Here is a 16,915-nt window from a genome sequence, read left to right on the forward strand (position 1 = left end):
TAACGTGGGGCTTGTTACGTTCGAATTTGCTCTTTGCCATCTGAGCTCTCCTAATTTCTAGCCTGCTCAGGCTTTTTTTACTGTCTGGCGTAACCCTGAAGGTTACGCGAACTTCTTCTGGATTTCCTGTGCGACCGCAGTCGGAACCGGCTCATAATGGTCGAACTGCATCGTGTACTGCGCGCGGCCCTGGGACATCGAACGCAGGCTATTCACGTAGCCAAACATGTTAGCCAGTGGAACATTTGCATTAACGACCGTTGCAATACCGCGAGCTTCGGTGCCTGAAATCTGACCGCGACGCGAGTTCAGATCACCGATCACGTCACCGACGTAATCTTCAGGCGTCACGACCTCAACCTTCATGATCGGCTCGAGAAGCTGCGCACCTGTCTTCTGTGCACCTTCACGGAATGCTGCACGGGCAGCGATTTCGAAGGCGAGAACAGAGGAGTCAACATCATGATAAGCACCGTCGATCAGGGTAGCCTTCACGCCGAGCATCGGGAAGCCGGCAAGCGGACCCGCACCCATGACGCTTTCGATACCCTTTTGGACACCAGGGATATACTCTTTCGGAACAGCACCGCCGACGATCTTCGATTCGAAGATGAAATCGTCGCCTTCATGCGGTTCGAAAATAATCTTGACGCGAGCGAACTGACCCGAGCCACCCGACTGCTTCTTGTGGGTGTAGTCGATTTCAGCAGCCTTCGTGATGGTTTCACGATAAGCAACCTGCGGCGCGCCAATGTTGGCCTCAACCTTGAATTCGCGCTTCATGCGGTCAACCAGAATGTCGAGGTGAAGCTCACCCATACCCGCAATGATCGTCTGGCCGGATTCTTCATCCGATTTGACGCGGAAGGACGGATCTTCGGCAGCCAGACGATTGAGCGCGATGCCCATCTTTTCCTGGTCGGCCTTGGTCTTCGGTTCGATAGCGATTTCGATGACCGGATCCGGGAATTCCATGCGCTCAAGAATAACCGGCTTCAGCGGATCGCAAAGCGTATCGCCAGTAGTGGTCTCCTTGAGGCCAGCCAAAGCAACGATGTCGCCTGCAAAGGCTTCTTCGATATCTTCGCGGGAATTCGAGTGCATCTGAAGCATACGACCGATCCGCTCGCGCTTGCCCTTGACGGTATTTTCAAGCGAGATGCCCTTAGTCACCTTGCCCGAATAGATGCGGGCGAAGGTCAGCGAACCGACGAACGGATCGTTCATGATCTTGAATGCCAGCAGCGAAAGCGGTGCATCATCCGAAGATTCGCGAGTCGTCTCCGTTTCGGTCTTGACGTCGATACCCTTGATCGCAGGCACTTCGTTAGGAGCCGGCAGGAAGTCGACAACAGCGTCGAGAAGCGGCTGAACGCCGCGGTTCTTGAAAGCCGTACCGCACAGAACCGGATGGAACTGAACAGCAATGGTTCCCTTACGGATCAGCGCGCGAAGCTCATCATTCGACGGCATATTGCCTTCGAGATAGGCTTCCATGGCCGACTCTTCGATTTCGACAGCCGCTTCGATCAGCTTTTCGCGGTATTCTTCCGCCTTATCCTGCATATCGGCAGGAATATCACCGACGATGGTCGCTCCACCGATGGAACCGTCCCAAGTATAGGACTTCATTTCGATCAGATCGATAACGCCCTGGAATTCGGTTTCAGCACCGATCGGCAGCTGCACCACGAGAGCGGTCGCACCAAGACGGGTCTTGATCATCTCGACGCAGCGATAGAAATCTGCACCGATCTTGTCCATCTTGTTAACGAAAACCATACGCGGAACATGGTACTTCTCAGCCTGACGCCAGACAGTTTCCGTCTGCGGCTCTACACCGGCATTGGCGTCGAGAAGAGCGATTGCTCCATCGAGAACACGGAGCGAACGCTCGACTTCAATCGTGAAGTCAACGTGGCCCGGCGTGTCGATGATGTTGAAGCGACGCTTCTTGCCATCGCGACCCTGCCAGAACGTTGTCGTCGCAGCAGAAGTGATCGTGATGCCACGCTCTTGCTCCTGCTCCATCCAGTCCATCGTAGCCGAACCATCATGGGTTTCACCAATCTTGTGGTTCTTGCCCGTATAGAACAGGATACGTTCAGTCGTCGTCGTCTTGCCGGCGTCGATATGCGCCATGATACCGAAATTTCGGTAGTCTTCGATTTTATATTCGCGGGCCATGTTCTTGCTCTTTGAATAGGGTTCGACGATTACCAGCGGTAATGCGAGAATGCGCGGTTGGCTTCCGCCATGCGGTGCGTATCTTCGCGCTTCTTGACAGCAGAACCACGGTTGTTTGCAGCATCAAGCAGCTCACCAGACAGACGATCGATCATCGTCGTCTCGTTGCGGCCACGAGCAGCATTGATCAGCCAACGGATGGCAAGAGCCTGGCGGCGTTCTGCACGCACGTCGACCGGAACCTGATAGGTTGCACCACCAACGCGGCGCGAACGGACTTCAACGTGCGGAGCGACATTGTCGAGCGCCTGATGGAACAGCGCGACCGGCTCGGACTTCGCCTTGGCTTCGATTACTTCAAGCGCACCGTAAACAATGCCTTCGGCAACCGACTTCTTGCCATGAAGCATGACTGCATTCATGAACTTGGTAATGACGAGATCACCGAACTTCGGGTCCGGATTGATCTCACGCTTCTCTGCTTTATGGCGTCTGGACATTTCGTCTCAATCTCTCAATTACATCGGGCTCAACTCGCCTTCCGGCGGCCGGTATCCCCGGAAAATCCTTACTTAGGACGCTTCGCACCGTACTTCGAACGGCGCTGCTTGCGGTTCTTCACGCCTTGTGTATCGAGAACACCGCGAATGATGTGATAACGCACACCCGGCAAATCCTTGACACGACCGCCACGGATCATAACGACGGAGTGCTCTTGAAGGTTGTGACCTTCACCCGGAATGTAACCGATGACTTCGAAGCCATTGGTCAAACGAATCTTGGCGACTTTACGCAGAGCCGAGTTCGGCTTCTTTGGGGTCGTCGTATAAACGCGGGTGCAAACACCGCGCTTCTGAGGATTCGCCTGCAGGGCAGGCACCTTATTACGCTTCACCGGGGCAGTGCGCGGCTTGCGGATCAGCTGGTTTACGGTAGGCATTCAAACCTTCCTCTATAAAAAATCTCGTATCAGCGCCCCAGAAGGGCCGTTTCACCGGAGTGCTCATGCACAAAATCCGGACCAGCCACACCATCTGCGGCCACCCCGAACAAAAGCAGAGGAAGCAAAAGCTTCATGCAAACGGCAAGTTGCATTTCGATCGTAAAACGAACCCTGTTTGAGGCGAACTTCAGAGCGCGTCGCCCCGAAACAGCCAGCCTCACATCGGCTCAGATGGGCTGCTGATACGTGTTTGGAGGCGTTTCGTCAAGAGCGCCACGTTAAGTTTCTGCATTCAAAGGCTACAAAACCGCATTTTGGTCCCATACGGATAGCTAATCGTGCTACTTTAAACACTGGAAGGCGATTATCTTCGCAACAAAACCGCCATTCGCTTACGTCAGGATGGCACCAGATCAATTCAAGGGCTATTGAAGCACATCCGAGTCGAAACGCAACCGAATATTAAGGAAATCTCAATGTCATCGACACCCCCCTCCCCGGACAACGATTCGCAGCCCATTCATCTGATTATCGCTGATGTCTGGACAGAAGGGGAAAAAACGCCCGTTGAAGTGCACTTACTACTGAAAGCGGATGAAGACGACGATCTAGTCGAGACTGTATTGGGTATTCTTTCAGAAGAAGGCTATAGCGAGGCTGAGTTACTCGAAATCGGCACCATCACCGAGGAACCGGAAGAAGAGCCGCATAAAAGCGCCTGGAAAACCGCCCTCGGCGGCGAAGTCGCGCTCATAGAGTTCGAAGACGACGAAGAATAAGTGCGGCACGCAATGCGCCGTATTGCAACTCGATCAATAGTTGCTTGCATCATCACTCTGCAGATCAAAACAAAAAAGGCCGCCTCGAAAGGCGGCCTTTTTCATTTCATGAACGCGCCTTATTCGGCTGCGCTGTTGGTCATATCCGTCAGCATCGCATTTGCTTCCGCGGAGCCTGAGGACTTGCGGCGCTCATCGATGATCAGTTCATCGCGAGCAGTCGCAATGCGGCGAATCTGGTTGGTCATGCCGCCAGTACCAGCCGGGATGAGACGGCCGACGATGACGTTTTCCTTGAGACCTTGCAACGTGTCGATCTTGCCGGCAACCGCGGCTTCGGTAAGTACGCGGGTCGTTTCCTGGAACGACGCGGCTGAGATGAACGATGGAGTCTGCAACGAAGCCTTGGTGATGCCAAGCAGAACCGGATTTCCGGAGCCGGGTGCCTTGCCCTCTTCGATGAGACGTTCGTTGATCTCTTCCAGTTCGATACGGTCGACATGATCGCCAGTGATATAGCCGGTATCGCCAGATTCGGTGATCTCGACCTTTTGCAGCATCTGCCGGACAATCACTTCAATGTGCTTGTCGTTGATGAGAACGCCCTGCAAGCGATAGACTTCCTGGATCTCATTGACGAGGTAAGAAGCGAGAGCCTCCACGCCCTTGATCGCCAGAATGTCGTGCGGAGCCGGGTTGCCATCCAGAATATACTCACCCTTTTCGATGACGTCGCCATCCTGAAGATGGAATGGCTTGCCCTTGGGAATGAGATACTCGACCGGCTCGACCGTATCGTCATTCGGTTCAATGACGATGCGGCGCTTGTTCTTGTAGTCGCGACCAAAGCGGACAGTACCATCGATTTCGGCGATGACTGCATGATCCTTTGGACGGCGGGCTTCAAAGAGTTCGGCCACGCGCGGCAGACCACCGGTGATGTCCTTGGTCTTGGCGCTTTCCATTGGCAGACGGGCGATAACGTCACCAGCCTTCACATGTGCGCCGGGTTCGAATGAAAGGATCGTTTCAACCGAAAGCAGGAAGCGGGCTTCGCCTCCCTTCGCCAGCTTGGCAACCTTGCCGCTCTTGTCCTTGATGACCATAGCCGGCTTGAGGTCCGAACCGCGCGGGGTCGAACGCCAGTCGATAACGACGCGCTTGGTGATGCCGGTCGACTCATCGGTGGTTTCCGAAACTGAAAGGCCATCGACCAGATCTTCGAACTCGATATAGCCTTCCACCTCGGTGAGGATCGGGCGGGTGTACGGATCCCACTCGGCAATACGCTGTCCGCGCTTGACCGTATCGCCCTCGTCCACGAACAGGCGCGAACCATAGGTGACACGATGAACGGCGCGCTCCTTGCCCGAAGCATCAACGATGAGAACCGCCATGTTACGGCCCATGACAACCAGATTGCCATCCGAGTTGCGAACCACATTGCGGTTGCGCAACTTGACCGTGCCTTCATAAGACGCTTCGAGATAGGAAGAGTCCACAACCTGCGCAGTGCCGCCCAAGTGGAAGGTACGCATGGTCAACTGGGTACCCGGCTCGCCGATCGACTGAGCAGCGATAACGCCGACGGCTTCGCCCTGATTGACTGGCGTACCGCGTGCAAGATCACGACCGTAGCACTTGGCGCAAACGCCATTGCGGGTTTCGCAGGTCAGCGCCGAACGGATGCGGATCGACTGGATGCCAGCCTTCTCGATGATCTCCACGTCCTTTTCCTCGATCATGCGGCCAGCTTCGACGATGACTTCGCCGGTTGCCGGATGCAGGATCGGGTCAAGCGCCGTGCGGCCCAGAACACGCTGGCCAATAGAGGCCACGATCTGGCCGGCATCAACGATGGGCTGCATGGTAAGGCCGATTTCCGCGCCGCAATCCACTTCCGAAATGATCGCGTCCTGAGCAACGTCAACAAGGCGGCGTGTCAGATAACCCGAGTTTGCAGTTTTCAGGGCGGTATCTGCCAGGCCCTTGCGGGCACCGTGGGTCGAGTTGAAGTACTCGTTAACGGTCAGGCCTTCCTTGAAGTTGGAAATAATCGGCGTTTCGATGATTTCACCCGACGGCTTGGCCATCAGGCCACGCATACCGCCAAGCTGGCGCATCTGGTTGACAGAACCACGAGCACCCGAATGCGACATCATGTAGACCGAGTTCATCTGCTTCTGACGCCCAGTCACCGGATCAAATTCAACCGCCTTGATGCGCGCCATCATCTCTTCGGTGATCTTGTCGGTCGCCTTGCCCCAGGCATCAACAACCTTGTTGTACTTTTCGCCCTGAGTGATCAGGCCGTCATTGTACTGCTGTTCGTATTCAGTTGTGAGCGCCTCAGTGTCGGCAACGATCTTTACCTTGGCGTCCGGAATGACCATGTCATCCTTGCCAAACGAGATACCCGCGCGGCACGCATGAGCGAAGCCCAACTGCATGATGCGGTCGCAGAAAATGACCGTCTCTTTCTGGCCGCAATGGCGATAAACGTGGTCGATCATCTTGGAGATGTTCTTTTTGGTCATCTCCTGATTGCAGATATCGAACGACACGCTGCCGTGCTTGGGCAGCAATTCGCCAATAATCATGCGACCTGGTGTCGTTTCATAGATCTGCGATACCGGGTTGCCCTCGGCATCCACGGTCTTGTAGCGGCCCTTGATTTTGGTATGCAGCGTGACGACCTGGTTTTCGAGCGCATGTTGCAACTCGCCCATATCAGCAAAAACCATGCCCTGCCCCGGCTCCTTCTCCGCCACGATCGACAGATAATAGAGACCCAGAACCATGTCCTGCGATGGAACGATGATCGGTGCGCCGTTGGCCGGATGCAGGATGTTGTTGGTCGACATCATCAGCACGCGCGCTTCAAGCTGTGCTTCCAGCGAAAGCGGTACGTGGACAGCCATCTGGTCGCCGTCGAAGTCGGCGTTGAACGCCGTACAGACAAGCGGATGGAGCTGAATCGCCTTGCCTTCGATGAGTACCGGCTCGAATGCCTGAATGCCGAGACGGTGCAGCGTCGGGGCACGGTTCAGAAGAACCGGATGCTCACGGATGACTTCGTCGAGGATATCCCAGACTTCCGGGCGTTCCTTTTCAACCAGCTTCTTTGCCTGCTTGACGGTCGAGGAAAAACCCTTGGCGTCAAGACGAGCATAGATGAACGGCTTGAACAGTTCGAGCGCCATCTTCTTGGGCAGGCCGCACTGGTGCAGCTTGAGTTCAGGACCGGTCACGATGACCGAGCGACCGGAATAGTCGACACGCTTGCCAAGCAGGTTCTGCCGGAAACGGCCCTGCTTGCCCTTGAGCATATCAGACAGCGACTTCAGCGGACGCTTGTTGGCGCCGGTGATTACGCGGCCACGACGGCCGTTATCAAACAGCGCATCGACGGCTTCCTGCAACATACGCTTTTCGTTGCGGATGATGATGCCAGGCGCACGCAGTTCGATCAAGCGCTTCAAACGGTTGTTACGGTTGATCACGCGACGATAGAGATCGTTCAGATCGGACGTGGCGAAACGACCGCCATCCAGTGGCACGAGCGGACGCAGATCCGGCGGGATCACCGGCACGATCTTCATGATCATCCACTCGGGACGATTGCCGGATTCAATGAAGTTCTCAACGATCTTGAGGCGCTTCATCAGCTTCTTCGTCTTTAGTTCCGAAGTCGTCTCGGCCAGATCGACGCGCAGATCGGCGGCGATCTTGTCAAGCTCCATCGAGGCCAGAAGCTCGTAAATAGCTTCTGCGCCGATAAGCGCCGTGAATTGATCCTCGCCGAATTCATCGACAGCGATCATATATTCTTCTTCCGAAAGAAGCTGGTGCTCCTTCAGGGAGGTCAGGCCCGGTTCGGTAACGATATAGTTCTCGAAGTACAGGACGCGCTCGATATCCTTGAGCGTCATGTCCAGGAGCGTGCCGATACGGCTTGGCAGCGACTTCAGGAACCAGATATGCGCAACCGGCGCGGCCAGTTCAATATGGCCCATGCGCTCGCGCCTAACGCGCGACAACGTGACTTCCACGCCGCACTTTTCGCAGATGATGCCTTTGTATTTCATGCGCTTGTACTTGCCGCACAAGCATTCATAATCCTTGATCGGGCCAAAGATACGCGCGCAGAAGAGACCATCGCGTTCTGGCTTGAACGTACGATAGTTGATCGTCTCTGGCTTCTTGATCTCGCCGTATGACCAGGACAGAATCTTCTCAGGGCTGGCAATAGAGATTCTGATGGAATCGAACGTCTGTGCCGGAGCCTGAGGATTGAAAAGATTCATGACCTCTTGGTTCATGCCGTTCTCCTTGAGGGCGATCCGCCGCCCTTGTGTCGTCGATGGCGAGCTGAAAACCCTTGCCATCCTGAAAAGAAATCGCGGAATTATACAGTTTGGAACTGACAATACGGGCGCGCCACGGCAATACCATGGCGCGCCTTAGTGTTTTTATTCCGCCGCGTCCGGAAGTGCCGGCTGCTGCTCGTCGCGCGTATCGTCCAGTTCGACATCAAGGCCGAGCGAACGCATTTCCTTGACAAGAACGTTGAAGCTCTCCGGGATACCCGCTTCGAACGTATCGTCGCCGCGTACGATCGCTTCGTAGACCTTCGTACGGCCTGCCACGTCGTCCGACTTGACGGTAAGCATTTCCTGCAACGTGTAAGCTGCACCGTATGCTTCGAGCGCCCAGACCTCCATTTCGCCGAAGCGCTGACCGCCAAACTGGGCCTTACCGCCCAGAGGCTGCTGCGTAACGAGGCTGTAAGGCCCGATCGAACGCGCGTGGATCTTGTCGTCGACCAGATGGTGAAGCTTGAGCATATAAATATAGCCCATCGTCACCTGACGGTCGAACGGCTCGCCAGTACGTCCGTCATAGAGCGTCGACTGGCCCGAGGTCGCGAGACCTGCGTCTTCCAGCATCGCATTGATGTCGGCTTCCACAGCGCCGTCGAAAACAGGCGTCGCAATCGACACGCCGCGTTTTACCTGATCGGCCAGCATGACGACGGCTTCATCGTCATAAGAGCGAACCGGCTCATTACGGTCATTGTCCGGATAGATGTGCTCCAGCGTCTCGCGCAGCGGCTTGATATCGGCCGATTTACGATAAACATCCAGAAGCTCACCGATCTTCTTGCCCATACCCGCACAGGCCCAGCCAAGATGGGTTTCCAGAATCTGGCCCACATTCATGCGGCTCGGCACGCCAAGCGGGTTGAGCACGATATCGGCATGCGTGCCGTCTTCGAGGAATGGCATATCCTCAACCGGCAGGATGCGCGAAACCACACCCTTATTGCCGTGACGGCCAGCCATCTTGTCGCCCGGCTGAATCTTGCGCTTCACAGCAACGAAGACCTTGACCATCTTCATGACACCCGGAGGCATCTCGTCACCGCGCTGTACCTTCTCGACCTTGTCCATGAAGCGTGCCTCAAGCAGCTTCTTGGAATCGTCGTACTGGCTGCGCAGAGCCTCCAGCTCGCCCTGAAGCTTTTCATCTTCAACGGCAAACTGCCACCATTGCGAACGCGGATATTCCGTTATGATGTCGCGCGTGACGGTCGTGCCCTTCTTGAAGCCTTTCGGCCCGGCAGCAGCAACCTTCCCGTCGAGCATATCGGTCAGACGGCCATAGACGTTACGATCCAGGATTGCCTGTTCGTCGTCACGGTCCTTGGCGAGACGCTCGATCTCCTCGCGCTCGATAGCCATTGCACGTTCATCCTTTTCAACGCCATGGCGGTTGAAAACGCGAACTTCTACAATCGTACCGTAGGTTCCGGGCGGCATGCGCATGGAGGTGTCACGAACGTCGGACGCCTTTTCACCGAAGATAGCGCGCAGAAGTTTTTCTTCCGGCGTCATCGGGCTTTCGCCCTTCGGCGTGATCTTGCCGACAAGAATGTCGCCAGGATGCACTTCAGCACCGATGTAAACGATACCTGCCTCGTCGAGGTTCTTCAGCGCTTCTTCCGAAACGTTCGGAATATCGCGGGTGATTTCCTCAGGTCCAAGCTTCGTGTCACGAGCGGCTACTTCGAATTCCTCGATGTGAATCGAGGTGAAGACGTCATCCGAAACGATCTTCTCGGAAAGCAGGATCGAGTCTTCGTAGTTGTAGCCGTTCCAAGGCATGAACGCGACGAGCACGTTGCGACCGAGAGCCAGATCACCCAGATCCGTCGACGGGCCGTCAGCAATGATGTCACCCTTGCCAATACGATCGCCAACGCGCACGAGCGGACGCTGATTGATGCAGGTGCTCTGGTTCGAGCGCTGGAACTTCTGCAAGCGATAGATATCAACACCCGACTTGGACGGATCAAGGTCTTCCGTCGCGCGGATAACAATACGCGTTGCGTCGACCTGATCAACCACGCCGCTCCGGCGCGCGCCGATTGCAGCCCCTGAGTCGCGAGCCACGATCGGTTCCATGCCCGTGCCGACGAATGGAGCTTCCGCACGTACGAGCGGAACCGCCTGACGCTGCATGTTCGAGCCCATGAGAGCGCGGTTGGCATCGTCGTTTTCGAGGAACGGGATAAGCGCTGCCGCAACCGAAACGATCTGCTTGGGCGACACGTCCATCAGGTCCACGTTTTCACGCGGAGCCATCATCACCTCGCCTGCGTGACGGCAGATGACGAATTCATCGATGAACCCGCCTTCAGCATCCAACTCGACATTGGCCTGCGCCACCGAGTGCTTGGCTTCTTCCATAGCTGAAAGGTAGACAACGTCATTCGTCACCTTGCCATCGACAACCTTGCGATACGGGCTTTCGATGAAGCCGTACTTATTGACGCGGGCAAAAGTTGCAAGCGAGTTGATCAGACCAATATTCGGGCCTTCCGGCGTCTCGATCGGGCAGATACGACCATAATGGGTCGGGTGCACATCGCGGACTTCGAAGCCAGCGCGCTCACGGGTCAAACCGCCCGGTCCAAGAGCCGAAAGACGGCGCTTGTGGGTGATTTCCGAAAGCGGGTTGGTCTGATCCATGAACTGTGACAGCTGTGAGGAGCCGAAAAATTCGCGCACAGCCGCTGCGGCAGGCTTCGCATTGATCAGATCCTGCGGCATCACCGTATCGATTTCGATCGAGGACATGCGTTCCTTGATCGCACGTTCCATGCGCAGCAGACCGACGCGATACTGGTTTTCCATCAGTTCGCCGACCGAACGCACGCGACGGTTGCCCAGATTGTCGATATCGTCGACTTCACCACGGCCATCGCGCAATTCGACAAGCATCTTGACCACGGCAAGGATATCTTCCTTGCGCAGAACGCGCACGGTGTCTTCCGCATCAAGATCTAGACGCATGTTCATCTTCACGCGGCCAACCGCGGAAAGATCGTAACGCTCGGAATCGAAGAACAGCGAATGGAACATGGCTTCTGCCGAGTCCATCGTAGGCGGCTCGCCCGGGCGCATGACACGATAAATGTCGAACAGCGCGTCCTGACGGCTTTCGTTCTTGTCGGCAGCCAGCGTGTTGCGGATATATGCACCGATATTGACATGGTCGATATCGAGAACGTTGATCTCTTCAACACCCGTGTCGAGCAACGTCTTGAGAACCTTCTCGTCAATCTCGTCACCAGCTTCGAGAAATATCTCGCCGGTGGCGTAATTAACGATATCTTCCGCCAGATATGAACCGAAGAGATCGTCTTCGGTTGCCTTGATCGCCTTGAGACCCTTTTCGGCGAGCTGACGTGCCGAACGTGCGGTCAGCTTCTTGCCTGCCTCCAGAACGACTTCGCCCGTATCCGCATCAATGAGATCGGAAACGATCTTCATGCCTTTGAAGCGCTCGACCGAATAGGGGATGCGCCAATTGTCGCCGTCACGCGTATAGGTGACAGTGTTGTAGAACGTCGATAGAATCTCCTCGCCGTCCATGCCAAGCGCCATGAGGAGCGTCGTGGCAGGCAGCTTACGGCGGCGGTCGATACGGGCATAGACCACGTCCTTGGCGTCGAACTCGATGTCGAGCCAGGAACCACGATAAGGAATGACGCGAGCCGCGAAAAGCAGCTTGCCTGAAGAGTGCGTCTTGCCCTTGTCGTGATCGAAGAACACACCCGGCGAACGATGCATCTGCGAAACGATAACGCGCTCGGTGCCATTCACGATGAAAGTGCCGTTGTCCGTCATGAGCGGCATGTCGCCCATATAGACGTCTTGCTCCTTGATGTCCTTGATGGACTTGGCGCCGGTATCTTCATCGATATCGAACACGATCAGGCGCAGCGTCACCTTGAGCGGCGCTGAATAGGTCAGATCGCGCTGACGGCATTCGTCAACGTCGAATTTCGGTGCGTCGAATTCGTAGCGGACGAATTCCAGCATTGAAGCGCCGGAGAAATCCTGGATTGGGAAAACAGACTTGAAAACCGCCTGCAAACCTTCGTCATTACGCCCGCCAGCAGGTTCCTCAACCATGAGGAACTGGTCGTATGATGCTTTTTGAACCTCGATGAGGTTCGGCATTTCCGCGACTTCGGGTATCTTGCCGAAAAATTTGCGTACGCGCTTGCGACCATTGAAAGAATGGGTCTGAGCCATCGTCGCTCCTCGTTCTATAGCCTTACGGCTTGCTCACGCCTTGCGGCCTTTATCCTGTGCCGCCCTTCGGCGGTCCTTTTGGCGCAAAATCCTTTCGATGGAAGAAAGGGTAATGCACGATCTCTAAGTCTGGAGCAGCTTTGCATCCTGATGGATGTATGCCGCTCTAACGGGTTAAAACCCGTTTCCTGAAAGCCTGGGTTACGGCCATCAGGAAAAGGGTTCATACTGATCGGAACGTTTAGTATGCGATAGCGTTCCGATTATAACCCCACAAGAAAACCGAACCGTCTGTTCGATCTCACTTGCGTAATACTTCACCCGCTGCGGATGAAACCGGCGGACGGGATACGTCCGCCGGGAAACTCGAACTTACTTGAGCTCGACCTTGGCGCCAGCAGCTTCGAGCTGTGCCTTGATCTTCTCAGCTTCGTCCTTCGAAGCACCTTCCTTGACTGCCTTCGGAGCAGCTTCAACCAGATCCTTGGCTTCCTTGAGGCCGAGACCGGTGATTGCGCGCACTTCCTTGATCGCGTTGATCTTGTTAGCGCCGCCGTCAACGAGAACGACGTCGAATTCAGTCTTTTCTTCAGCAGCAGCAGCCGGAGCGCCGCCGCCAGCAGCAGCGACTGCAACAGGAGCAGCAGCCGAAACGCCCCACTTCTCTTCGAGAAGCTTGGAAAGCTCAGCAGCTTCCAGAACGGTCAGGGCCGAAAGGTCTTCAACGATCTTTGCGAGATCAGCCATTTTTACATTTCCTATAGTTAAGGTTTGAACTGTTGACAGCGAGAAACGGCCTTAAGCCGCCTCGTTCTTCCGGGCGTGCGCGCCGATAACGCGGGCGATCTGGCCCGCCGGAGCGCTGGTGAGCACTGCAAGACGCTGAGCCGGGGTCTGAATCATACCAACCAGCTTTGCGCGCAGTTCGTCGAGCGACGGGAGCGAAGCAAGTGACTTGACGCCTTCGGCGTCGAGTGTTGTTGCACCCATTGCACCGCCGAGAACAACGAGCTTGTCGTTGGTCTTGGCGAATTCGACAGCTACTTTCGGAGCGATGATCGGGTCGTTTGCGTAAGCAACGACCGTCTGACCCGTAAACAGGTCAGCAATACCTTCCGATTCCGTGCCCTGAAGAGCGATTTTGGCAAGGCGGTTTTTCGCGACTTTAACGGTGCCACCAGCATCGCGCATCTTGGAGCGAAGATCGCTCATTTGCGCAACGGTGAGACCGGTATAGTGGGCCACGACGACCGAACCGGACTCTTTGAAAGCGCCGTTCAGCCACGCGACAAATTCGCGTTTTTCCGCTCTATCCACTGTCTCTCTCCAGTTGACAGGACCAACATGGCCCTGCCGGGTTGCCTTTGCCGATTGCATCTTTCGACATAATCAGCGTTCGAGGATCCTGTCCCCTTCAGTTTCACCTGCATCAGACAGGCTTCACCCAAGGCAACTACGGTTCAAACCTTGCATGCGCTTGCGCGCGAAACACGGTTATTCCACGTCTCATGCAGGCTTTGCTTTTAAGGCAATCACCCGAAGATGATAGCCGCCTGCAATCTCGGACAGGATAACCGGATTTTCATCCGGCTATCCGGATCATACGATCCGGAATTCTTGCTTTTCGCCCCGCTTGCGCGGAACAGGCCAGCAGCCTTCCTTTCTTGCGGAAAGGTGCAGGCCCCGGATGACCGGAGCCTTGAAAATCAAGCGACGACCTTGACGGTTGCCGGATCGACCTTAACGCCAACGCCCATCGTCGAGGACAGCGATACGCGCTTGAGATACTCGCCCTTCGAAGCGGCAGGCTTTGCTTTCAAAACAGCGTCGGCAAATGCCTTGATGTTCTCTTCGAGCTTCTGACTGTCAAAGGAAACCTTGCCGATACCGGCATGGATGATACCAGCCTTTTCAACACGGAACTCGACAGCACCGCCCTTGGAAGCGGCAACAGCAGCAGCAACATCGGTGGTGACGGTACCGACCTTCGGGTTCGGCATCAGGCCGCGGGGGCCAAGAACCTTACCAAGACGTCCGACGAGCGGCATCATATCCGGAGTCGCAATGCAGCGATCGAATTCGATCTTGCCGCTGTTGACGATCTCTACCAGATCTTCGGCGCCAACGATGTCCGCGCCGGCCTTTTTGGCTTCCTCGGCCTTATCGCCACGCGCAAAAACTGCGACGCGAACGGTACGGCCGGTGCCATTGGGCAGGTTGACGACGCCACGGACCATCTGGTCGGCATGACGCGGATCAACGCCGAGATTCATGGCGATTTCAATGGTTTCATCGAACTTGGCGACCGCACGTTCCTTGACCAGGCCCACAGCAATGGACAGATCATAGAGCTTATCGCGGTCGACGCCTTCGCGGATTTTTGCAACGCGCTTGGAAATTTTCGCCATCGTCTCAGCCCACCACTTCCAGGCCCATCGAACGGGCAGAACCTTCGATCATGCGCATCGCTGCTTCAATGTCAGCAGCGTTCAGATCTTTCATCTTTGCTTCAGCGATTTCGCGGACCTTGTCGCGATTGATCGTGCCGGCGCTCGCCTTGCCCGGAGTCTTGGAACCAGACTTGAGGTTGGCGGCTTTCTTGAGAAAATAGGTCACAGGAGGCGTCTTCATCACAAAAGTGAAAGACTTATCCTGGTAATATGTGATCACGACCGGAATGGGCGAACCCTTTTCCATTTCCTGCGAGGCAGCATTGAACGCCTTGCAGAATTCCATGATGTTAATGCCACGCTGACCGAGCGCTGGGCCGATCGGGGGCGACGGATTGGCCGCACCTGCCGGAACCTGGAGCTTCAGCTGGCCTGCAATTTTCTTAGCCATTGCTTTCTGCCTTCATAAAATGCCGGGAACCCGGCGTTCTCGATACATGCCGGAAACCCGGCTTTCGACTGACGTCAGACAAACTGACCGGCAGTTTGGTGGTGCGGAATTGACAACCGGCTAAGCCGCCACTCCTTCCACCTTTTCACCTTTTACGGTGAACGCCCTTGCGGGCAACCAATCAGACCTTGTCGACCTGACCGTATTCAAGATCCACAGGCGTCGCGCGCCCGAAGATGGAAACCTCGACCTTGAGACGCGCACGCTCGTCATCAACTTCCTGAACGATGCCGTTGAATGATGCAAACGGACCATCCGAAACGCGAACCTGCTCACCGATCTCAAAAGTCACAGATGACTTAGGCCGATCGACACCATCCTGAACCTGGTTCAGAATCTGGTCGACTTCCTTCTGTGAAACAGGAACAGGCTTCGAATCTCCAAGAAAACCAGTGACTTTTGGCGTGTTCTTGATGAGCGAGAAAACCGCATCCGTCAAAATGGCATGCACCAGCACATAACCGGGAAAGAACTTGCGCTCCGCATCGACCTTGCGACCGCGACGCACTTCAACGACCTTCTCGGTCGGCACCACGATCTGCTCGATATAATCCGAGAGGCCCTTCTGCTTGGCCTTGATCTCGATATCCTCGGCCACCTTCTTTTCGAAGTTGGAATAAGCGTGAACGATGTACCAGCGCGCCGTCATCTCGTAGTTCTCCAATCCTGCTTAGCGACCAAGGCGAAGTATGAATTCTACGCCATAGGCCATAAGCTGGTCGGCAAGAAAAAAGAATGCAGCAGCAAAAAACGCCATAACCACCACCATAATGGTGGAGATAAGCGTTTCACGCCGGGTCGGCCAGGTCACTTTCGCCGTTTCGGAGCGAACCTGCTGAAAAAAAGTGATCGGATTCGTTTTGGATGCCATCTGCCGCTCTGTCTTGCCGGGGGACACCACCGCTCCTGACCTAAAACGAATCAGTAACAGGTCCCCACGCATATACGGCACGCAAAGCTGAAAAATCAGCCCCACGCACCGCGTGTCTGTTGACGTTACATAGAACCGATTCCCGAAAAACACAAGCCCATTGGTAAAAGAATATTATACCGGACTTATCGGCAGATTCGATCCTTGCGAACTTCGCTACCCCCCACCATTCAATCGTGCGGCAGCGCTGCACTCTCCCGTCTAGTGAATACTGGCGGGAAATATCTCTAGCCCCGGCCTACTTAACTCTTGGCCACCGCCTTGAGCGCATCAAAAAAATCAGCGGATATACCGTTTACTGTAGATACAGAAAACGAGTGCTTATAGTCAAGCCATAAGCACTCGTTTAAAAATGGCAGGGGCAGCAGGGCTCGAACCCGCGACCTACGGTTTTGGAGACCGTCGCTCTACCAACTGAGCTATACCCCTATCAGCGCAAGCGCTGCAATATCTTTAACACCATAACCGGTGTTGCCTCAATCTTTCATGCGGCCCAAACCGGCGGCTTGCCGCCGGTTCGTAAAAAGTTACTCGATGATCGAGGATACGATGCCGGCGCCGACGGTGC

At 55.4% G+C, this 16,915-nt stretch carries 12 protein-coding genes and 1 tRNA gene; 1 reads left to right on the plus strand and 12 read right to left on the minus strand.

Annotated features, from left to right (window positions below; genetic code table 11):
* Positions 1-102: 102 nt before the first annotated feature.
* From fusA to rpsL, 3 genes are all read right to left on the minus strand, one after another.
* Positions 103-2,187, minus strand: coding sequence for an elongation factor G (gene fusA, locus KUG47_RS16425; RefSeq protein WP_217679105.1), 2,085 nt, complete (start codon positions 2,185-2,187; stop codon positions 103-105).
* A gap of 29 nt (positions 2,188-2,216) precedes the next feature.
* Positions 2,217-2,687 (minus strand): 30S ribosomal protein S7, encoded by a 471-nt coding sequence (gene rpsG, locus KUG47_RS16430; RefSeq protein ID WP_217679107.1) that lies wholly within the window; start codon positions 2,685-2,687, stop codon positions 2,217-2,219.
* Positions 2,688-2,755: 68 nt separating this feature from the next.
* Positions 2,756-3,127 (minus strand): 30S ribosomal protein S12, encoded by a 372-nt coding sequence (rpsL, locus tag KUG47_RS16435; RefSeq protein ID WP_006168377.1) that lies wholly within the window; start codon positions 3,125-3,127, stop codon positions 2,756-2,758.
* A 431-nt stretch (positions 3,128-3,558) separates the two neighbouring features.
* Here rpsL and KUG47_RS16440 point away from each other — a divergent pair, with 431 nt between their 5' ends.
* Positions 3,559-3,909, plus strand: coding sequence for a hypothetical protein (locus KUG47_RS16440; RefSeq protein WP_217679109.1), 351 nt, complete (start codon positions 3,559-3,561; stop codon positions 3,907-3,909).
* 119 nt (positions 3,910-4,028) lie between these two features.
* On the opposite strand, the gene rpoC is transcribed toward KUG47_RS16440, so the two are convergent.
* The 9 genes from rpoC to KUG47_RS16485 form a co-directional block, all read right to left on the minus strand.
* On the minus strand, positions 4,029-8,231 hold the full coding sequence (gene rpoC / locus KUG47_RS16445; protein ID WP_217679111.1) for a DNA-directed RNA polymerase subunit beta': 4,203 nt from the start codon (positions 8,229-8,231) through the stop codon (positions 4,029-4,031).
* A 150-nt stretch (positions 8,232-8,381) separates the two neighbouring features.
* Positions 8,382-12,515, minus strand: a complete 4,134-nt coding sequence (gene rpoB, locus KUG47_RS16450) for a DNA-directed RNA polymerase subunit beta (RefSeq protein ID WP_217679113.1) — start codon at positions 12,513-12,515, stop codon at positions 8,382-8,384.
* Positions 12,516-12,887: 372 nt separating this feature from the next.
* A complete protein-coding gene (gene rplL / locus KUG47_RS16455) occupies positions 12,888-13,262 on the minus strand; it encodes a 50S ribosomal protein L7/L12 (RefSeq protein ID WP_217679115.1) in 375 nt (124 codons plus the stop codon).
* 51 nt (positions 13,263-13,313) lie between these two features.
* Positions 13,314-13,832, minus strand: coding sequence for a 50S ribosomal protein L10 (gene rplJ / locus KUG47_RS16460; protein WP_217679117.1), 519 nt, complete (start codon positions 13,830-13,832; stop codon positions 13,314-13,316).
* Between the two features lie 389 nt (positions 13,833-14,221).
* On the minus strand, positions 14,222-14,923 hold the full coding sequence (gene rplA / locus KUG47_RS16465) for a 50S ribosomal protein L1 (protein ID WP_217679119.1): 702 nt from the start codon (positions 14,921-14,923) through the stop codon (positions 14,222-14,224).
* Between the two features lie 4 nt (positions 14,924-14,927).
* The gene (rplK, locus tag KUG47_RS16470; RefSeq protein WP_217679121.1) at positions 14,928-15,356 is read right to left on the minus strand and encodes a 50S ribosomal protein L11; all 429 of its coding nucleotides are present in this window, start codon (positions 15,354-15,356) and stop codon (positions 14,928-14,930) included.
* A gap of 181 nt (positions 15,357-15,537) precedes the next feature.
* Positions 15,538-16,065, minus strand: coding sequence for a transcription termination/antitermination protein NusG (gene nusG, locus KUG47_RS16475; RefSeq protein ID WP_217679123.1), 528 nt, complete (start codon positions 16,063-16,065; stop codon positions 15,538-15,540).
* A 21-nt stretch (positions 16,066-16,086) separates the two neighbouring features.
* A complete protein-coding gene (gene secE / locus KUG47_RS16480; RefSeq protein WP_217679125.1) occupies positions 16,087-16,287 on the minus strand; it encodes a preprotein translocase subunit SecE in 201 nt (66 codons plus the stop codon).
* A 413-nt stretch (positions 16,288-16,700) separates the two neighbouring features.
* Positions 16,701-16,776: transfer RNA gene (locus KUG47_RS16485), tRNA-Trp, on the minus strand.
* Between the last annotated feature and the right edge of the window lie 139 nt (positions 16,777-16,915).

The organism is Falsochrobactrum tianjinense, from assembly GCF_019100495.1.
Classification (GTDB): domain Bacteria; phylum Pseudomonadota; class Alphaproteobacteria; order Rhizobiales; family Rhizobiaceae; genus Brucella; species Brucella tianjinense.